Origin of the sequence: Candidatus Thiothrix sulfatifontis (assembly GCA_022828425.1) — a bacterium.
Classification (GTDB): domain Bacteria; phylum Pseudomonadota; class Gammaproteobacteria; order Thiotrichales; family Thiotrichaceae; genus Thiothrix; species Thiothrix sulfatifontis.
This window is the reverse complement of the sequence record CP094685.1, coordinates 3232583-3248301: the sequence shown is the minus strand read 5'-3', so window position 1 is coordinate 3248301 and position 15719 is coordinate 3232583. Positions and strand designations below refer to the sequence as shown.

General features: G+C 51.6%; 16 protein-coding genes, 3 tRNA genes and 1 pseudogene. 15 read left to right on the top strand and 5 right to left on the bottom strand.

The annotated features are described in order from the left end of the window. The first annotated feature begins 215 nt into the window (after positions 1-215). The 8 genes and pseudogenes from carA (at position 216) to L3K52_16170 (ending at position 8484) form a co-directional block, all read left to right on the top strand. Entirely contained in the window at positions 216-1355 is a 1140-nt protein-coding gene (carA, locus tag L3K52_16205; GenBank protein UOG91713.1) for a glutamine-hydrolyzing carbamoyl-phosphate synthase small subunit, read from the top strand. Then, the gene (gene carB / locus L3K52_16200; protein UOG91712.1) at positions 1348-4578 is read left to right on the top strand and encodes a carbamoyl-phosphate synthase large subunit; all 3231 of its coding nucleotides are present in this window, start codon (positions 1348-1350) and stop codon (positions 4576-4578) included. The genes carA and carB overlap by 8 nt, the downstream gene beginning before the upstream one ends. A gap of 4 nt (positions 4579-4582) precedes the next feature. After that, positions 4583-5068, top strand: a complete 486-nt coding sequence (gene greA / locus L3K52_16195) for a transcription elongation factor GreA (protein UOG91711.1) — start codon at positions 4583-4585, stop codon at positions 5066-5068. Then, entirely contained in the window at positions 5068-5676 is a 609-nt protein-coding gene (locus L3K52_16190) for an alpha-ribazole phosphatase family protein (GenBank protein ID UOG91710.1), read from the top strand. Before greA ends, L3K52_16190 begins: the two co-directional genes overlap by 1 nt. After that, a complete protein-coding gene (locus L3K52_16185) occupies positions 5676-6413 on the top strand; it encodes an adenosylcobinamide-GDP ribazoletransferase (protein UOG91709.1) in 738 nt (245 codons plus the stop codon). The genes L3K52_16190 and L3K52_16185 overlap by 1 nt, the downstream gene beginning before the upstream one ends. Positions 6414-6509: 96 nt before the next feature. Next, positions 6510-6788, top strand: coding sequence for a segregation and condensation protein A (locus L3K52_16180; protein ID UOG91708.1), 279 nt, complete (start codon positions 6510-6512; stop codon positions 6786-6788). Between the two features lie 2 nt (positions 6789-6790). Beyond that, entirely contained in the window at positions 6791-7228 is a 438-nt protein-coding gene (locus L3K52_16175; protein UOG91707.1) for a DUF2384 domain-containing protein, read from the top strand. 153 nt (positions 7229-7381) lie between these two features. Beyond that, a pseudogene (locus L3K52_16170) lies at positions 7382-8484 on the top strand (transposase). Between the two features lie 34 nt (positions 8485-8518). Here L3K52_16170 and grxD read toward each other — a convergent pair. The 5 genes from grxD to L3K52_16145 form a co-directional block, all read right to left on the bottom strand. Beyond that, on the bottom strand, positions 8519-8854 hold the full coding sequence (gene grxD, locus L3K52_16165) for a Grx4 family monothiol glutaredoxin (GenBank protein UOG91706.1): 336 nt from the start codon (positions 8852-8854) through the stop codon (positions 8519-8521). A 93-nt stretch (positions 8855-8947) separates the two neighbouring features. Then, positions 8948-9214, bottom strand: a complete 267-nt coding sequence (locus L3K52_16160; protein ID UOG91705.1) for an EF-hand domain-containing protein — start codon at positions 9212-9214, stop codon at positions 8948-8950. A 145-nt stretch (positions 9215-9359) separates the two neighbouring features. Continuing rightward, positions 9360-10751, bottom strand: coding sequence for an ATP-binding protein (locus L3K52_16155; GenBank protein UOG91704.1), 1392 nt, complete (start codon positions 10749-10751; stop codon positions 9360-9362). Further along, entirely contained in the window at positions 10744-11865 is a 1122-nt protein-coding gene (locus L3K52_16150) for an FIST C-terminal domain-containing protein (protein UOG91703.1), read from the bottom strand. Before L3K52_16150 ends, L3K52_16155 begins: the two co-directional genes overlap by 8 nt. 87 nt (positions 11866-11952) lie before the next feature. Continuing rightward, the gene (locus tag L3K52_16145; GenBank protein ID UOG91702.1) at positions 11953-12333 is read right to left on the bottom strand and encodes a thioredoxin domain-containing protein; all 381 of its coding nucleotides are present in this window, start codon (positions 12331-12333) and stop codon (positions 11953-11955) included. Between the two features lie 95 nt (positions 12334-12428). Between L3K52_16145 and L3K52_16140 the strand changes: the two genes are divergently transcribed. From L3K52_16140 to L3K52_16110, 7 genes are all read left to right on the top strand, one after another. After that, complete coding sequence (locus L3K52_16140; protein UOG91701.1) at positions 12429-12914, top strand: phosphatidylglycerophosphatase A; 486 nt, start codon at positions 12429-12431, stop codon at positions 12912-12914. A 246-nt stretch (positions 12915-13160) separates the two neighbouring features. Then, entirely contained in the window at positions 13161-14573 is a 1413-nt protein-coding gene (gene gltX, locus L3K52_16135; GenBank protein UOG91700.1) for a glutamate--tRNA ligase, read from the top strand. Positions 14574-14667: 94 nt separating this feature from the next. After that, positions 14668-15117 (top strand): CBS domain-containing protein, encoded by a 450-nt coding sequence (locus tag L3K52_16130; protein ID UOG91699.1) that lies wholly within the window; start codon positions 14668-14670, stop codon positions 15115-15117. Between the two features lie 43 nt (positions 15118-15160). Then, positions 15161-15236 (top strand) — tRNA-Ala (locus L3K52_16125). 24 nt (positions 15237-15260) lie between these two features. Continuing rightward, positions 15261-15461, top strand: coding sequence for a hypothetical protein (locus L3K52_16120; protein UOG91698.1), 201 nt, complete (start codon positions 15261-15263; stop codon positions 15459-15461). A 23-nt stretch (positions 15462-15484) separates the two neighbouring features. Further along, positions 15485-15560 (top strand) — tRNA-Glu (locus L3K52_16115). 36 nt (positions 15561-15596) lie between these two features. Then, positions 15597-15672, top strand: a tRNA-Glu gene (locus L3K52_16110). Positions 15673-15719 lie beyond the last annotated feature (47 nt).

The following is a 15719-nucleotide window of genomic DNA, read 5'->3' as shown; positions in this document are numbered from 1 at the left end:
GATTATACATAAGAAAATATAATTTGCACGGTTGAAAGCGCATCTACATAAACATATTGCATCTGCTTCGATACAATAGATCAGCGCATAACCATTAAGTTTCCGTGAAAGCGTGCATGGACACTCTGTCGGGCAGAGAGTAAAATACTGTCCTACTGATTTCACGGGATGAGCCACGCCTCATCCCGTTTCGTATGTAGACTTCGGAGGTTCTTTTGAACAAGCAAGCACTGCTGGTGCTGGAAGACGGGAGTGTTTTCCACGGGCGTTCCATCGGCTGTGATGGCCAAACCACGGGTGAAGTGGTCTTTAATACCGCACTGACAGGCTATCAGGAAATCCTGACGGACCCGTCGTATTCACGTCAAATCGTCACGCTGACTTATCCCCACATTGGTAATGTCGGTGTCAATCAAGAAGATTGCGAATCCACCCAAGTCCACGCGGCTGGGCTGATCGTGCGCGATGTGCCTGCGGTTTACAGTAGCTGGCGTGCGGAAGAATCCCTGCCTGACTATTTAGCCCGCAATAACGTTGTCGCGATTGCCGACATCGACACGCGCCGTTTAACGCGCATTTTGCGTGAAAAAGGCGCACAGCGTGGCTGCGTTATGGCAGGTGAAAACCTGTCCGTGGATATAGCACTGGACGCGGCACGTTCCTTCCCCGGCTTAAAAGGCATGGATTTGGCGAAAGAAGTCACCGTCAAGTCCAGCTATGTGTGGACAGAAGGCAGTTGGCAATTAAACCCCGCCACCCCGCGTCCCTCTACCGCAACAACGGCTGAATTCAACATCGTCGCTTACGATTACGGTATTAAAACCAATATTCTGCGCATGTTGGTGGATCGTGGTTGCCACGTTACTGTCGTGCCTGCGCAAACCCCAGCGGCAGACGTGTTGGCAATGAAACCCGATGGCGTATTCCTCTCCAACGGCCCCGGCGACCCAGAACCGTGTGATTACGCGATTGCCGCCATCCGCGAAGTATTGGAGCAAAAAGTCCCAACGTTTGGTATTTGCTTAGGTCATCAATTGCTCGGTCTTGCCAGCGGCGCGAAAACCGTCAAGATGAAATTCGGGCATCACGGCGCGAACCATCCGGTGCAAGATTTAGACAGCAAGCGCGTGATGATCAGCAGCCAAAACCACGGTTTTGCGGTGGATGAAACCACGCTGCCAGCCAACGTGCGTGCCACGCACCGCTCGTTGTTTGACGGCACATTGCAAGGCATCGAACGCACTGACTGCCCCGCGTTAAGTTTCCAAGGACACCCCGAAGCCAGCCCCGGCCCGCACGACGTAGCCCCTGTATTCGACCGTTTCATTGAGATGATGAGAGCTGCACATGCCTAAACGCACTGACATTAAAAGCATTCTGATTATTGGTGCAGGCCCGATCATTATCGGTCAGGCGTGCGAATTTGACTATTCCGGTGCGCAAGCGTGTAAGGCGTTGCGTGAGGAAGGCTACCGCGTCATTTTGGTCAACTCCAACCCCGCGACCATTATGACCGACCCGAACATGGCGGATGCGATTTACATCGAGCCAATCCGCTGGGAAACCGTCGCCAAAATCATTGAAAAAGAACGCCCTGACGCGCTCTTGCCAACAATGGGTGGGCAAACCGCGCTCAATTGTGCGCTCGACCTGTCCCGCCACGGCGTGCTGGAAAAGTTCGGCGTGGACATGATTGGTGCGAACGAAGTGTCCATCGACATGGCCGAAGACCGCCAAAAATTCAAAGTGGCGATGGATGAAATCGGTCTGGAATCGGCGCGTTCCGGCGTAGCCCATACGATGGACGAAGCCCGTGCGGTGCAAGCAGGTTTGGGTTTCCCGATTGTTATCCGCCCCTCCTTCACGATGGGCGGCAGTGGCGGCGGTATCGCTTACAACAAGCAGGAATTTGAAACCATCGTGGCGCGTGGCTTGGATATGTCCCCGACCACCGAAGTTCTGTTGGAAGAATCCCTGCTCGGCTGGAAAGAGTATGAAATGGAAGTCGTGCGTGACCGCAATGACAACTGCATCATTATCTGTTCCATCGAAAACCTTGACCCAATGGGCATCCACACGGGCGACTCGATCACGGTAGCGCCAGCGCAAACCCTGACCGACAAGGAATACCAATTGCTGCGGAATGCGTCGATTGCAGTTCTGCGCAAAATCGGTGTTGATACTGGCGGCTCTAACGTACAGTTCTCGGTTAACCCGAAAAACGGGCGCATTATCGTTATCGAAATGAATCCGCGTGTGTCGCGTTCTTCCGCACTCGCTTCCAAAGCCACCGGCTTCCCGATTGCGAAAGTCGCGGCGAAACTGGCAGTCGGCTACACCTTGGACGAATTGCGCAACGAGATTACCGGCGGAGCAACGCCTACGTCATTCGAGCCATCTATCGACTACGTTGTCACCAAGATCCCGCGTTTCACCTTCGAAAAATTCCCGCAAGCCGACTCGCGTTTGACCACGCAAATGAAGTCCGTCGGCGAAGTCATGGCGATGGGACGCACCTTCCAAGAGTCGTTCCAGAAAGCCCTGCGCGGTTTGGAAACGGGCATTGATGGCTTGAACGAGCGCATTGATCCGCAAGACCCTGACGCAAAAGACACGCTGCGCCGCCAACTGACCGAAGCCAGTTCCGAACGGATTTTGTACGTCGCGGATGCCTTCCGTTTGGGCTTGAGCATTGAAGAACTGTTCGCGCAAACCAGCATTGACCCGTGGTTCTTGGTGCAAATCAAAGAACTGGTCGATATGGAAAACGGTTTGAAAGACCGTTTACTGAACAGCATGAGTGTTGACGAAATGCGCAACTTGAAGCGCAAAGGCTTCTCCGACCGCCGTTTGGCTAAACTGTTACACGAAACCGAAAAAACGGTGCGGGTGGCACGTCACAAGCTCAACGTGCGTCCGGTGTATAAGCGCGTCGATACCTGCGCGGCGGAATTTGCCACCAATACCGCGTACATGTATTCTACTTACGAAGAAGAGTGCGAATCCAACCCGACTGACCGCAAGAAAATCATGGTGTTAGGTGGCGGCCCCAACCGTATCGGTCAAGGGATCGAGTTCGACTACTGCTGCGTCCACGCGGCGTTAGCGTTGCGTGATGATGGCTTTGAAACCATCATGGTCAACTGCAACCCTGAAACCGTTTCCACCGACTACGACACCTCCGACCGTCTGTATTTCGAGCCGCTGACGCTCGAAGACGTGATGGAAATCGTCGATCTGGAAAAACCTTACGGCGTGATCGTGCAATACGGCGGGCAAACCCCGCTGAAGCTGGCGCGTGATCTGGAAGCCTTGGGCGCACCGATCATCGGTACATCGCCGGATTCCATCGACTTGGCGGAAGACCGCGAACGTTTCCAACAATTGATCCACAAACTCGGCTTGAAACAGCCGCCGAACCGTACCGCCAGAAGCATTGACGAAGCGGTACGTCTGGCAGACGAAATCGGCTACCCCTTGGTGGTGCGTCCGTCTTACGTGCTGGGTGGACGGGCGATGGAAATCGTTTACCACGAAAACGAATTGCGCCGTTACATGACCACAGCGGTTTCCGTGTCCAACGATTCGCCGGTATTGCTCGACCGTTATCTGGATGATGCGATTGAAGTGGACGTTGACGCGATTTGCGACGGTGATAACGTGCTGATCGGCGGCATTATGCAGCACATCGAACAAGCAGGTATCCACTCCGGTGACTCGGCGTGTTCCTTGCCACCGTATTCCCTGAGTGTCGCGATTCAAGACCAATTGCGTGAGCAAATGGTGCGCATGGGCAAAGCCCTAAACGTTATCGGCTTAATGAACGCGCAATTTGCTATCAAGGGCGATGACGTATACGTGCTGGAAGTGAACCCGCGTGCCTCACGTACCGTGCCATTCGTGTCCAAGGCGATTGGTCGTCCATTGGCAAAAATCGCCGCACGCTGCATGGCTGGTCAAAGTTTAGCGTCACAAAATGCACTGAACGAAATCATTCCGTCCTACTACGCGGTGAAAGAAGCGGTGTTCCCGTTCATCAAATTCCCCGGCGTTGACCCCATCCTCAGCCCGGAAATGAAATCGACGGGCGAGGTCATGGGTGTGGGCAGAACCTTTGCCGAAGCTTTCGGCAAGGCGCAATACGCAGCGGGCGAAGTTTACCCAACGTCTGGCGTGGCGTTCATCAGCGTGCGCGAAGCCGACCGCCGTCATTTGAAAGAAGTGGGCGATATGCTGATCGGGCAAGGCTTCAAGATTGTGGCTACCCGTGGCACGGCACGCGAATTGCAGAACGTCGGTGTAACCTGCGAAATCGTCAACAAAATGCGTGAAGGCCGCCCCAATATCGTCGATATGATCAAGAACGAGGAAATCGACCTGATCGTGAACACGACCGAAGGCGAACAGTCTACCCGCGATTCGTTTGAGATTCGCCGCGAAGCCTTGCAGCACAAAATTACCTATACCACCACGATTGAGGGTGCGCGGGCGTTGTGCAAAGCGATGGCGTATACGGACAGCGAGCAAGTGTATTGCTTGCAAGATTTACATCGTGAACTGACAGAACAAGGGGTGTGATGCGATGAGTACAAGACCACCAGTGACATTGAAGGGTTCGGAGCGTTTGAAGGCTGAATTGCAGCGTTTGAAAACCGAAGATCGCCCGCAAATTATTCAGGCGATTGCGACAGCGCGGGAACACGGCGATTTGAAAGAAAACGCCGAATACCATGCAGCGCGTGAGCAGCAAAGTTTCTGCGAAGGGCGCATCAAGGAGCTGGAAAGCACCTTGTCGATGGCTCAAGTGATTGATGTGGCCGTTGTGGGTGCAATGAACCCCGGTAAAGTGGTTTTCGGGGCAACCGTGGAACTTGAAGAAGTCGAAACCGGCGAAACCATCACGTATCAAATCGTGGGTGATATTGAGGCGGATATTAAGCACAACCGTGTGGCAGTATCTTCCCCGATTGCGCGGGCGATGATTGGTAAGGAAGAGGGCGACATCGCGGTCGTGCAAGCGCCGAGTGGCAAGCGCGAGTATGAAATTGTTGCGGTTAGCTATCAATAGTGGCCAATAATTTTACTCACATTGGCTTATTGCAACACGGTGCGGTGGAAGCGGGGGATGTGTTCTGTGGTGAACTCGATACTCCGCTCACCAAAGCCAGTTGGAAGCAGCTCAAACAAGCTTTCGGTCGCGCCAGTCCAGATTGGGATGCCGTGGTTACTTCACCTCGGATGCAATGTGCTGCTTTTGCCGAATGGTTTGCGCAAAAACAGGATTTACCGCTGGTGCGCGATGAACGCCTGCGGGAAATCCATTTTGGGGAATGGGAAGGGCGTAATCCGCAAGACGTGATGACGACGCATCCCGAAGAGTTGGCGCAATGGTGGCTGAATCCGGCACAAGTATCGCCACCGGGCGGCGAAAGCTTTGGCGATTTTCGCGCCCGTGTGTTGGATGCATGGACAGAAATGGGACGTGCCTACCGAGGCGAACGGGTGCTGGTGGTGACTCATGCCTTGGTGATTCGGGTGATTATCGCGCACGTATTGCAAATGTCGGATGAGCGCTTGCTGGCCTTGAACATTGAGTACGGCGCGTTGACCCGCTTGCGGGTATTGCGTGACCGTAGCGGTGAATGGGCCAGTTTATTGGCACACGGTTGCGGATAATGAAAGCCGTGCTGCGTTCTTTTCAGGTGGCGTTGCGGGTGTTGACATTATTGCCAGCACCGCCCATTGCCACGTTTTCGGCGGAAGAAAAAGGGCGTGGTCTGATTTGGTTTCCGGTGATTGGGGCGTTAATGGGCGGGTTACTTGCTCTAACCGCATGGCGTTTGCAAGGCATTGAACCGATGTTGGCGTCGGTGATTTTACTGACAGCTTGGTTGTTTATCAGTGAGTTGCATCATTTGGATGCGTTGGCGCGTAGCATTAATGTGTGGTTGTTTGGTGGGCGAAGTGCCGCTATAGCGGATGATGCAGAGGCGGCGCAGTTGCCGATGCCGCATTTCGGTGTCATGGGGGTCATGGCGCTGGTGATGATGGTTAAGTTTTCAGCGCTCTCGGTGCTGATTGAATACAAACTGTGGCTGTACATTATGATGGCACCGCTGGCGGCACGTCTGTTAGTGGCGGCATTGATTGGGTTCACGCCGAGTGCGCCGGGGCAAACGCTGGCGCAAGATTTTCGGGTTGAATTTCCCTACGTTGCCTTGTTTATTTGGTTATTGTTGGCATTACCGATCGCATTGGTGGCAGGAATCCCGTTATTGGGGGTGTTTGTGTTGCTGTTGCTGATTCGTTTACGCCTCAAACAGACGAGTGGCGGGCTAACCTGGGAGTCTATTGGCGCGAGTATTGTGTTATTGGAAGCGGTTGGTTTGTTTGTCGCCGCCGTGACTGCTTGAGAGCACCGCGCAATCCCCATCTTGGTGGTATGGTATTGGCTTAGCTGTTAAGATAATCTTATTATTTTGCAGCGTCACAGGCAGGCCAGAATTATTATGTCAGCAGAACAGTTCTCCACAGAAAAACGTATCCTGATGGCGATGCGTAAAACCCTCGGCGGCATTATTCGCGATTTAACCCCTTCAGATTCAGCCGTGCGTTACCCTTTATCCGATGCGACGGTTGAGGACGTGAAAAAATGCTTTGATTTGATTGCAGCGCGTGAGCGTGAATTGGCGCAATTGGCTGGGGTGAGTGAAGAGCGTCCGCACTTTATTGATGAAGTCAGCGCGACGAAAGTGGTGTCGATTGCTGGTCTGAAAAAGAGGGATTAACCATGCAAACCTTTTCAAGCGAAGAGATGAGTGCTTTAACGCGAGCTGTCCTCAATCATATGGATGAATGGAAGATCAGCGCGGATGAGATGCTGGCGATTTTGCAGTTGGGCGAAGAAGTGCGCCCGCGCCATTTGCAGCAATACCGTCAAGGCGATAAAACCTTCCCGCAAACCACCGAAATGATGAATCGCATTGATCATATTGTGGGCATTGCCGATGCCTTGCGCACCACGTTTCCGTTTAGCAGCCAGATGCGGGTGATGTGGTTGAGCAAGCCGCACCGCCGTTTCCAGCGTCGTAATCCCTTAGCGGTGATGTTGGATGAGGGGGATGATGGTTTAATGCGGGTCAGAATTGAAGTGGATTGCGCTTACGGTTACGCAATCAACGATGCGCTTCATGCAGCGGCTGAAGAAAAGAAGGCAGCAGCAGCCTAGTTGATGCAAAAGGGCTTGATATTCAAGCCCTTTTTATCAGTAATCGCGTAAAACCTCGTCCTTCAGGACGGGGATATAAGTGTCTTCGGCTACCTCTGATGAAGAGTCATCCATGCAGTGGTTTTTTGCCGTAATGCCGCTACACTCTACCTCATGAAACCCGTTACCACTACCCTGAAAACCCTCAAAGTCCGCATCCGCGACAAACACGCACCCGTGCTAAAGCAGTGGGCGTTTGAGTGCAATCAGGTGTGGAACGAAGCCAACGCTATCACGGCAGAATACAGCTACATAGCCGTGCCAGAAGTCGGCTACCTCAGAAATAATTTCACCGCCTTCGATCTCGCCAAGAGCCAAGCGGCATTCAAGAAAGCACGCGGCTTCACTCTCCACTCGCAAACTGTTCAAGAAGTGACCGAAGCCCACGCCAAAGCCCGTAAGCAATTCAAGAAAGATAAGCTACGCTGGCGTGTATCAGGCGGTAGCCGCCGTTCGTTGGGCTGGATACCGTTCAAGTCGGGTGCAGCCGTGTGGAAAGACGGACAAGTGCGCTACAACAAGCACCATTTCAAGGTATGGGACAGCTATGGCTTGTCACAATACGCCTTCCGTTCTGGCTCCTTCACCGAGGATTCCCGTGGTCGCTGGTATTTCAATGTGGTGGTGCAAGTGCCCGTTGATTGAAGCCGTCGGGGCGCGGTGAAGTCGGCATTGACCTTGGCTTAAAAGACTACGCCACCTGTAGCAATGGCGAGAAACTTCAAGCCAATCAATTCTACCGCAACGCCCAAAAACAATTGGGTATTGCCCAACGTGCCAACAAAAAGCAGCGCGTCAAGGCTATTCATGCCAAAGTCAAAAACCGTAGAGCCGATGCTATCCACCAGTTCACCACCCAATTGGTGCGTGAGCATTCATTAATCGTTGTCGGCAACGTCAGCAGTAAAGCCTTAATCAAAACCAAAATGGCGAAAAGCGTCTTGGACGCAGGCTGGTTCATGCTGAAAACACAACTTGATGCAAAATCGAAAGCGATGCAAGGCGTGTTTCTGGAAGTCAACGAAGCGTACAGTACCCAAGCCTGTTCGTGTTGCGGAAGCATTTCCGTCAACAGTCCGAAAGGTAGAACAGGACTTGGAATAAGAGAATGGACTTGCCCCGACTGTGGATCATTGCATGACAGAGATGTCAATGCAGCCAAGAACATTCTCGCGGCAGGACATTGCCGTCTCGCAGGAGGAATCCCCGTCCTTTAGGGCGGGGAGGATGTCAAGTGCTCAGTGTGGCTGATTAAGCCGCTTCGCCTGAATTACCCTGCATGGCTTCTTTAACCATTTTCTGTAATTCACCGTTTTGGTACATTTCCAGCGTAATGTCGCAGCCGCCGATCAATTCGCCGTTGATATACACTTGCGGGAACGTCGGCCAGTTCGCGTATTGTGGTAAATCTTGGAAAATTTCCGGGTCACTCAATACGTTCACGTAAGCAAACTCTTCGCCGCACGCCATTAATGCTTGGGATGCGCGGCTGGAAAACCCACATTGTGGCATTTTCGGTGTGCCCTTCATGAAAATGACGACGGGGTTGCTTTTAACGGCTTGGTCGATACGGTCTAATGCGCTCATGCGATAATCCTCATTATGGTTTAGTGATGATGATTACATTCTACCTGTTGCCCAAAATAAATAAACGTCAGATTCCATGAGGAATAGCCGCATCTACGGCTTGCGGTTATCACGGCGGCGTTTCATCTCGGCAAATTCCGCCGGATCGATATAGCCGTCACGGTTAGTATCCACATTGTCGAAAATGCGGCGCGGGTCGAGTCTGCCGGATTTGGGATTTTTGGCGGCGTATTCCGGCCAAGAAATTAGCCCATCTTTGTTAGTATCCAAGCGTTTGAAATCTGGGTCAGTTGCGGCAGCCGCGTTTCCTGCGCTGAGTAATACGGCAATGCTTAGCGCTGATAAAATCATTTTGTTCATAATGCACCCCTGTTTGGTTGATTTGTTGTCGGTGAAAGGGATTAACGCGAATTCCGAGGCAACGTTGACAGCATTACGTCAGAATTTTGGTTTTTCTTCACGCAGTATCAGCATAATCCTGCGATGCTAACAGGGGATGAACATTTTAAGACGTGAGGGTTGGTGTCAGCCATTGTTGCAGTTTTTGCCGCAAGCTTGCCATGGAAATGGGTTTGGTCATGTAATCATCCATGCCCGCTTGCAAGCAGTTTTCGCGGTCGCCCTGCATGGCGTTGGCAGTGAGCGCAACCACCGGAGTGCGCGGTGTTTGCTGTGCTTGCTCCATTTGGCGGAATTGGCGGGTGGCTTCGTAGCCATCCATGCTGGGTAATTGGCAATCCATTAGTACCAAGTCGTAGCGATTGTTAGCCAACATAGCGACCGCTTCATGCCCATCCATCGCAATATCGAAGCCCATGCCCAGTTTGGTAAGCATGACTTGCGCCACTTTAATATTCACCAGATTATCTTCAACCAGCAGAATATGTCCTTTCAATACGCTATTGGCAGAAGGGTCAGTTGTGGCGTGTGGATGATCAGCATCGGGGTTGCTGACGAAGTGATGTTTAGTGAGGGTGAGGTCAAAATAGAAGGTACTGCCTTGCCCTGATGTGGATTTTATCCGAATACAACCTCCCATGAGGTGTACTAATTCTTGCGCGATGGTTAGCCCTAATCCCGTGCCACCGTAGAGGCGGGTAGTGGACTCATCCGCTTGATTGAAGGCATTGAAGAGCGCTTCCTGTTGTGCCGGATGAATACCGGGGCCAGTGTCCGCAACCAATAAACGCAGAGTGGTTTGTTCGGGTTGTTGTTGCAAGGCTTCGATGTATAGCGCTACTGTGCCGCTGGTGGTGAATTTCACCGCATTGCCCAATAAATTCCCCAGCACTTGTTTCAGGCGAATGGGGTCGCCGTAAAACCATGCGTGGCAGTCATTGAGTATTTGGCTGCTTAGCGTTAGGTGTTTTTTGGTCGCAGAGCCACTGAATAACAGCACCATATCGGCGGCGAGTTTGTGCATGTTAAAGGGGATGCGTTCCAGTGCCAGCTTCCCGGATTCGATTTTGGAAAGATCCAGCACCGCGTTGATGACATCCAATAAGATTTCGGAGGAGCTGTAGGCAGTGTGCAGGTATTCTTGCTGCTGTGGGTCTAGTGGGGTTTTGGCGAGAATATCCAGCATCCCCAAGACGCCGTTCATGGGGGTGCGGATTTCATGGCTCATATTGGCGAGGAAGCGCGATTTTTCCTTGGATTGTTGCAGAGCGCGAATTTTTTCCTGCGATTCCTGTTGGAGCGTGGCATTGAGCGCCAGCATTTCCTGCGAAGATACTTCTAACGAACGTTCCAGCACATAGTAGGCTTGTTTGTGATCATCGTAGGTGTGACTGATCCGATTCAGGAAGGCACGCCAACTGGCAGCGTCAGGGGGAGCTTCTGGGTTTAACCCCAGACTGCGTAACTGCCGGTTAAGCGTGCGGTCGTAATCACTCATACAGCGTGGTCAGCGTCATCGTCTGATTGTGCAGATCACAATTGCCTTTGGAAAACGGTGAAATTTCGCCGTAGGAATAAAAACCAATCTGGGTGGTATTTTCCGGTAGATTATCGAGCACTGCTTCGACTTCTTCCTCAGCATCTGCGCCCATGACCATGCGCCGCCCGACGCAACTGATCGCAATGCACAGCACGGTTTTGTCGGTGTCGGCATTGCACATTAACGCGGCATCTTCAGCACCTTCCACCAATTGTTCCAAATTTGCCCGCATTAATTGCGCTTGCGAGCCGACGGGAATGTCTCCGGCAAAGGTGAGCGATTGCGTGGCTTCATCAACCGCTAAGATGGTGCGTACCAGTTCTTTGGTTTCACCGGGTCGGCTCAGGGCTAAGGGGAAGCGTAGCCCGGTGGCGGGTAATCCGGTGGCCATTTCACCGAGGTAGGTTTTATACAAAGCCAGAGCAGGTTTACCGGCTAATTCGTATAACACGTTGTTTTCAGCACGGGTCACTTCGCGGGCTGGCCCAAAAGGTTTCCAACCGCCTTTGGAGCCATGACTGATGTGAATGTTGCCGTAGAAGCCGAGCGCGGTGACGATGCCGCTGGTGGGTTTACCGTCTTTTAATACCCAGGTATTCACGAAACGTTCGCCATCGCCTGCCAGCCCGCCGGTGACGCTGATCGCCGCACTGACGACATCGTTAAACCCTTGGGTGAGTTCGCTGCCGTTGACTTTTAAGCCATCTGAGAGGGTAAAAATGCCTTTTAGGGTGTCGTGCGCGAGGTTATCTGCCAGAAAACGCCCAATGGTGCGTGATTCTGACGGGTTGTGAATAGCCACTTGCGCGAGGCGTAATGTGGTGGATTCAAATTCTACCAACGCAATGACCAGACTGTGGTCACGAATATGACCAGCGAGGATTTCACCTGAACTGGAACATCCCATAAAAATAGCTTTTGGGTATTGTGCCGTTAGCACTTCAAAGGGTGCGGGTTGATTGATAAAATCCGAAGCCCCAAAGACAAGCACAAGCTGCTGTGCGCTTGTCATGGCAGGCAAATTGTCAGAAAAACCTTTGGTGGTGGTATAGGAAAGCGTATGGATTTTCATGGTGGTGCCATTCCCTCAACTAATGATAATTTTTATTAATGATTGCTTTATCGGAATAATGGCATGACTCATTCCAAGACGCTAGTCTTATGGATGTAAGGGGTTAACTTTTGCCAGCATTTTGCTGTTGGTGTCGATAAAATCTCTGACGAACGGTTTGTTGCGGGCGCTGCTAAAGCGGGCGACTTCTTCACCCTGTTCAAACAAAATGACAGTGGGAAAACCGCGCACTTGGTTACGACCTGCCAGTTTCATATTTTCATCTTCTTCGGTATCGAGTTTGGCGAGTACCACTTTGCCCTGGTATTCGGGAATAACGGCTTTCAATACCGGATCAAGGAACAGGCACGGGCCACACCAATCCGCCCAGAAATCGACGAGCACGGGGGTGCGTAATGAGGCTTTGAGTACCCGTTCTTCAAAATCGGCAATGCCGTTGATGTCATAAATAAAGGTGTCAGTGGTCATGGTGCGTTTCCGGTTAAGTGATGGGGCGCAATTATAGCGACCTGAGGCTAGATGTGTATAATCCCTAAGCCTTAAGCGTATAGGAATGGGTTCTCATGCACGTAACAGTAACGGCAAAAACGGTTTTTTCTTCCCCCGTCCATTTTTTGGCATTCGGGTTTGGCAGTGGTTTATCGCCGTTTGCGCCCGGCACGGCGGGAACCTTGGCGGCGATTCCGTTGTATGTGTTGTTGGTGCAATTGCCGCTCTGGGGTTATGTCGCCGTATTGCTGGTGATGGCGTTGGTCGGTATTTGGATTTGTGGCGAATCCTCACGGCGTCTGGGTGTGCATGATCACGGCGGGATTGTGTGGGACGAATTTGCAGGGTATTTGCTAACCATGTTGGCAGCACCCGCTGGGTGGGTGTGGATTGTGGTGGGCTTTTGCTTGTTCCGCCTGTTCGATATTTGGAAACCGTGGCCGATACGCTTGGTGGATCGCGATGTACCCGGCGGCTTCGGAATTATGTTCGATGATATACTGGCGGGTATTTACGCTTGGATTGCGTTGCAAGTGTTGGCAAGATTGTTTGGCGCTTAAGATTGCGCAGACAACAAAAAGCCTTCCCGAAGGAAGGCTTTCAAGACACGAAGCCTGTTATTATTATTGGGCGCTTCAATGCGGAATAAAAAGAAGGGGCGTAGCCCTGTTATTATTCTTCTACCCCTTTAGCCCTTGAACGAGGCTGATTATGTGAGGGTGGCACTGAATTTGAACTGAATATTTCGGTTATTTTTCGTTCAGTTTTGCTTAAGGTATTATTTAAAAATCAATCACTGGAATGTCATGAACGTCAGAACTCGCTTTGCTCCTAGCCCGACTGGTTATTTGCACATTGGTGGCGCACGTACCGCGCTGTTTTCTTGGCTGTATGCCCGCAAGATGGGCGGTACTTTCATTTTGCGTATCGAAGACACCGACCGCGAACGTTCCACGCAAGCTTCCGTGGATGCGATTCTGGAAGGCATGGCATGGTTGGATTTGGGGCACGACGAAGGCCCGTTCTACCAAACCCAACGCTTCGACCGTTACGCGGAAGTGATTCAGCAATTGGTCGCGAGTGGTCACGCTTACCGTTGCTATTGCAGCAAGGAAGAGCTGGAGCAGATGCGCGAAGGCCAAATGGCGCGTAAAGAAAATCCGCGTTACAACGGACTATGGCGTGATCGTCAGGACGAAACACCGCCAGAAGGTATTGAGCCGGTGATCCGTTTCCGTAACCCGCAAACGGGTGTGGTGGAAATTAACGATTTGGTGCGCGGCACAATCACCATCAGCAATGCCGAACTGGATGACTTAATCATTGCACGTTCTGACGGCACGCCCACGTATAACTTGACCGTGGTGGTGGATGATATTGATATGCAGGTGACGCATGTGATTCGGGGTGATGACCATATCAGCAATACCCCGCGTCAGATCAATATTATGCGGGCATTGGGCTTTGAGCCGCCGAAATTTGCACATTTGCCGATGATTTTGGGGTCGGATGGACAGCGTTTGTCGAAGCGTCACGGCGCGGTGAGTGTGATGCAGTACCGCGATGACGGTTTCCTGCCACAAGCTTTGCTGAACTATTTGGTGCGTTTGGGCTGGTCGAATGGCGATCAAGAAATTTTCTCGCGGGAGGAAATGATCGAATTGTTCTCGTTGGAGGCGATTAACCGTGCACCATCGGCATTCAATGCGGAAAAATTGCTCTGGCTCAATCAGCACTATATCAAAACATTGCCGGTAGAGGCGTTGGAGGCGCAATTGCAATGGCATTTGCAGGCGCAAAACTTGGATGTCTCGCAAGGTCCTGCCTTAGCCGCTGTTATCAATGCCCAACGCGATCGTGCGAAAACCTTGGTGGAAATGGTGGCGATTAGCCGCTATTTCTACGAAGAGTTCACGGATTTTGATGCCGCAGCGGTACAAAAGCAGTTTAAAGCAGATACGGCTGCCAATTTGCAGGTGGTGCATGAAGAGCTGGCGGCGTTGACTGCTTGGCAGAGTGCAAACATTCATGCCGCGATTCAAGCCGCGTGCGAAACATTAGGTTTGAAACTGGGCAAAGTGGGGCCGCCGTTGCGGGTAGCGGTGACGGGCAGTGCTTCTTCGCCGTCACTGGAAATTACCTTGGAATTAATCGGGCGTGAACGGGCATTGCAGCGGATTCAGCGAGCTGTTCAGTTTATCAGCACGCTCGCGGTTTGAAGCGAATAATATTCTCTTAAGCTCATACAATTTATGAGGGCTTTTATGTTATATTTGTGTTACCAAAACATAGCATGAATGAGGAGGAGGATGAATGAAAGTTAAAGACATCATGAATACTAGCGTCAAGACGGCGAAGCCTAACACGCGGGTGCGCGATTTGGTCGAAGTTATGTGTTTCAACAAAATCAGCGGGATGCCAGTGGTCGATGACAGCAACAATGTCGTCGGCGTTGTGTCTGAAAAAGACGTATTGCGTAAGATGTTTCCTGACATCGGTGAGGTGGCGCGTGAAGAGGGCGTGCCTGATTTTGAGAAGATGGAAAAAGGTTACAGCGATGCGTTGAGTTTAAATGCCAGCGATTTGATGACCAAGCTGGTGGCGTCTGCCAGCCCTGAGATGCCCTTGATGAAAGCTGTTTCTATTATGTGCGTGCAGAAGATTCGCCGGATTCCGGTGGTTGAAGCGGGCAAGTTAGTGGGCATTATTAGTCTTGGCGATGTGCACAAAGCAATCTTCGCAAATTCTTTAAAAGGCGCTTGACAAGGTTGGCGGATTCCCTCAGAATTCGCCTCTCTTTCGCCGTGGGGCTATAGCTCAGCTGGGAGAGCGCTACAATGGCATTGTAGAGGTCAGCGGTTCGATCCCGCTTAGCTCCACCATTATTGAACGACGTGAGAGTGTTTATGGATCGTCTTGGTCGTTACAGTTTGATCATTGGTTTGGTGATAACAGTTGTAGGCTTAATCTTCGGATTTGGTTTCATGTTAGTAGACAGTGACGAATTGGCGAAAATGTTTTTATTGGCGGTACCACTCGGTTTTATGGTTACATTTGCCGGGTTAGCCACCATTGTCATTTTCTCTCCACGGGAAGATGATAAATAGTAGGTTTGGAAGTTTGTATCAGCGACCCTATCGTCTAGAGGCCTAGGACACGACCCTTTCACGGTTGTAACTGGGGTTCGAATCCCCATAGGGTCGCCACTTTTCCAAGTCTGGCTATACAAGTTTCACATCAGCGACCCTATCGTCTAGAGGCCTAGGACACGACCCTTTCACGGTTGTAACTGGGGTTCGAATCCCCATAGGGTCGCCACTTTTTTCTTTCTTCTCACACTCCCTCCGATTAAGTATTGTCACCAC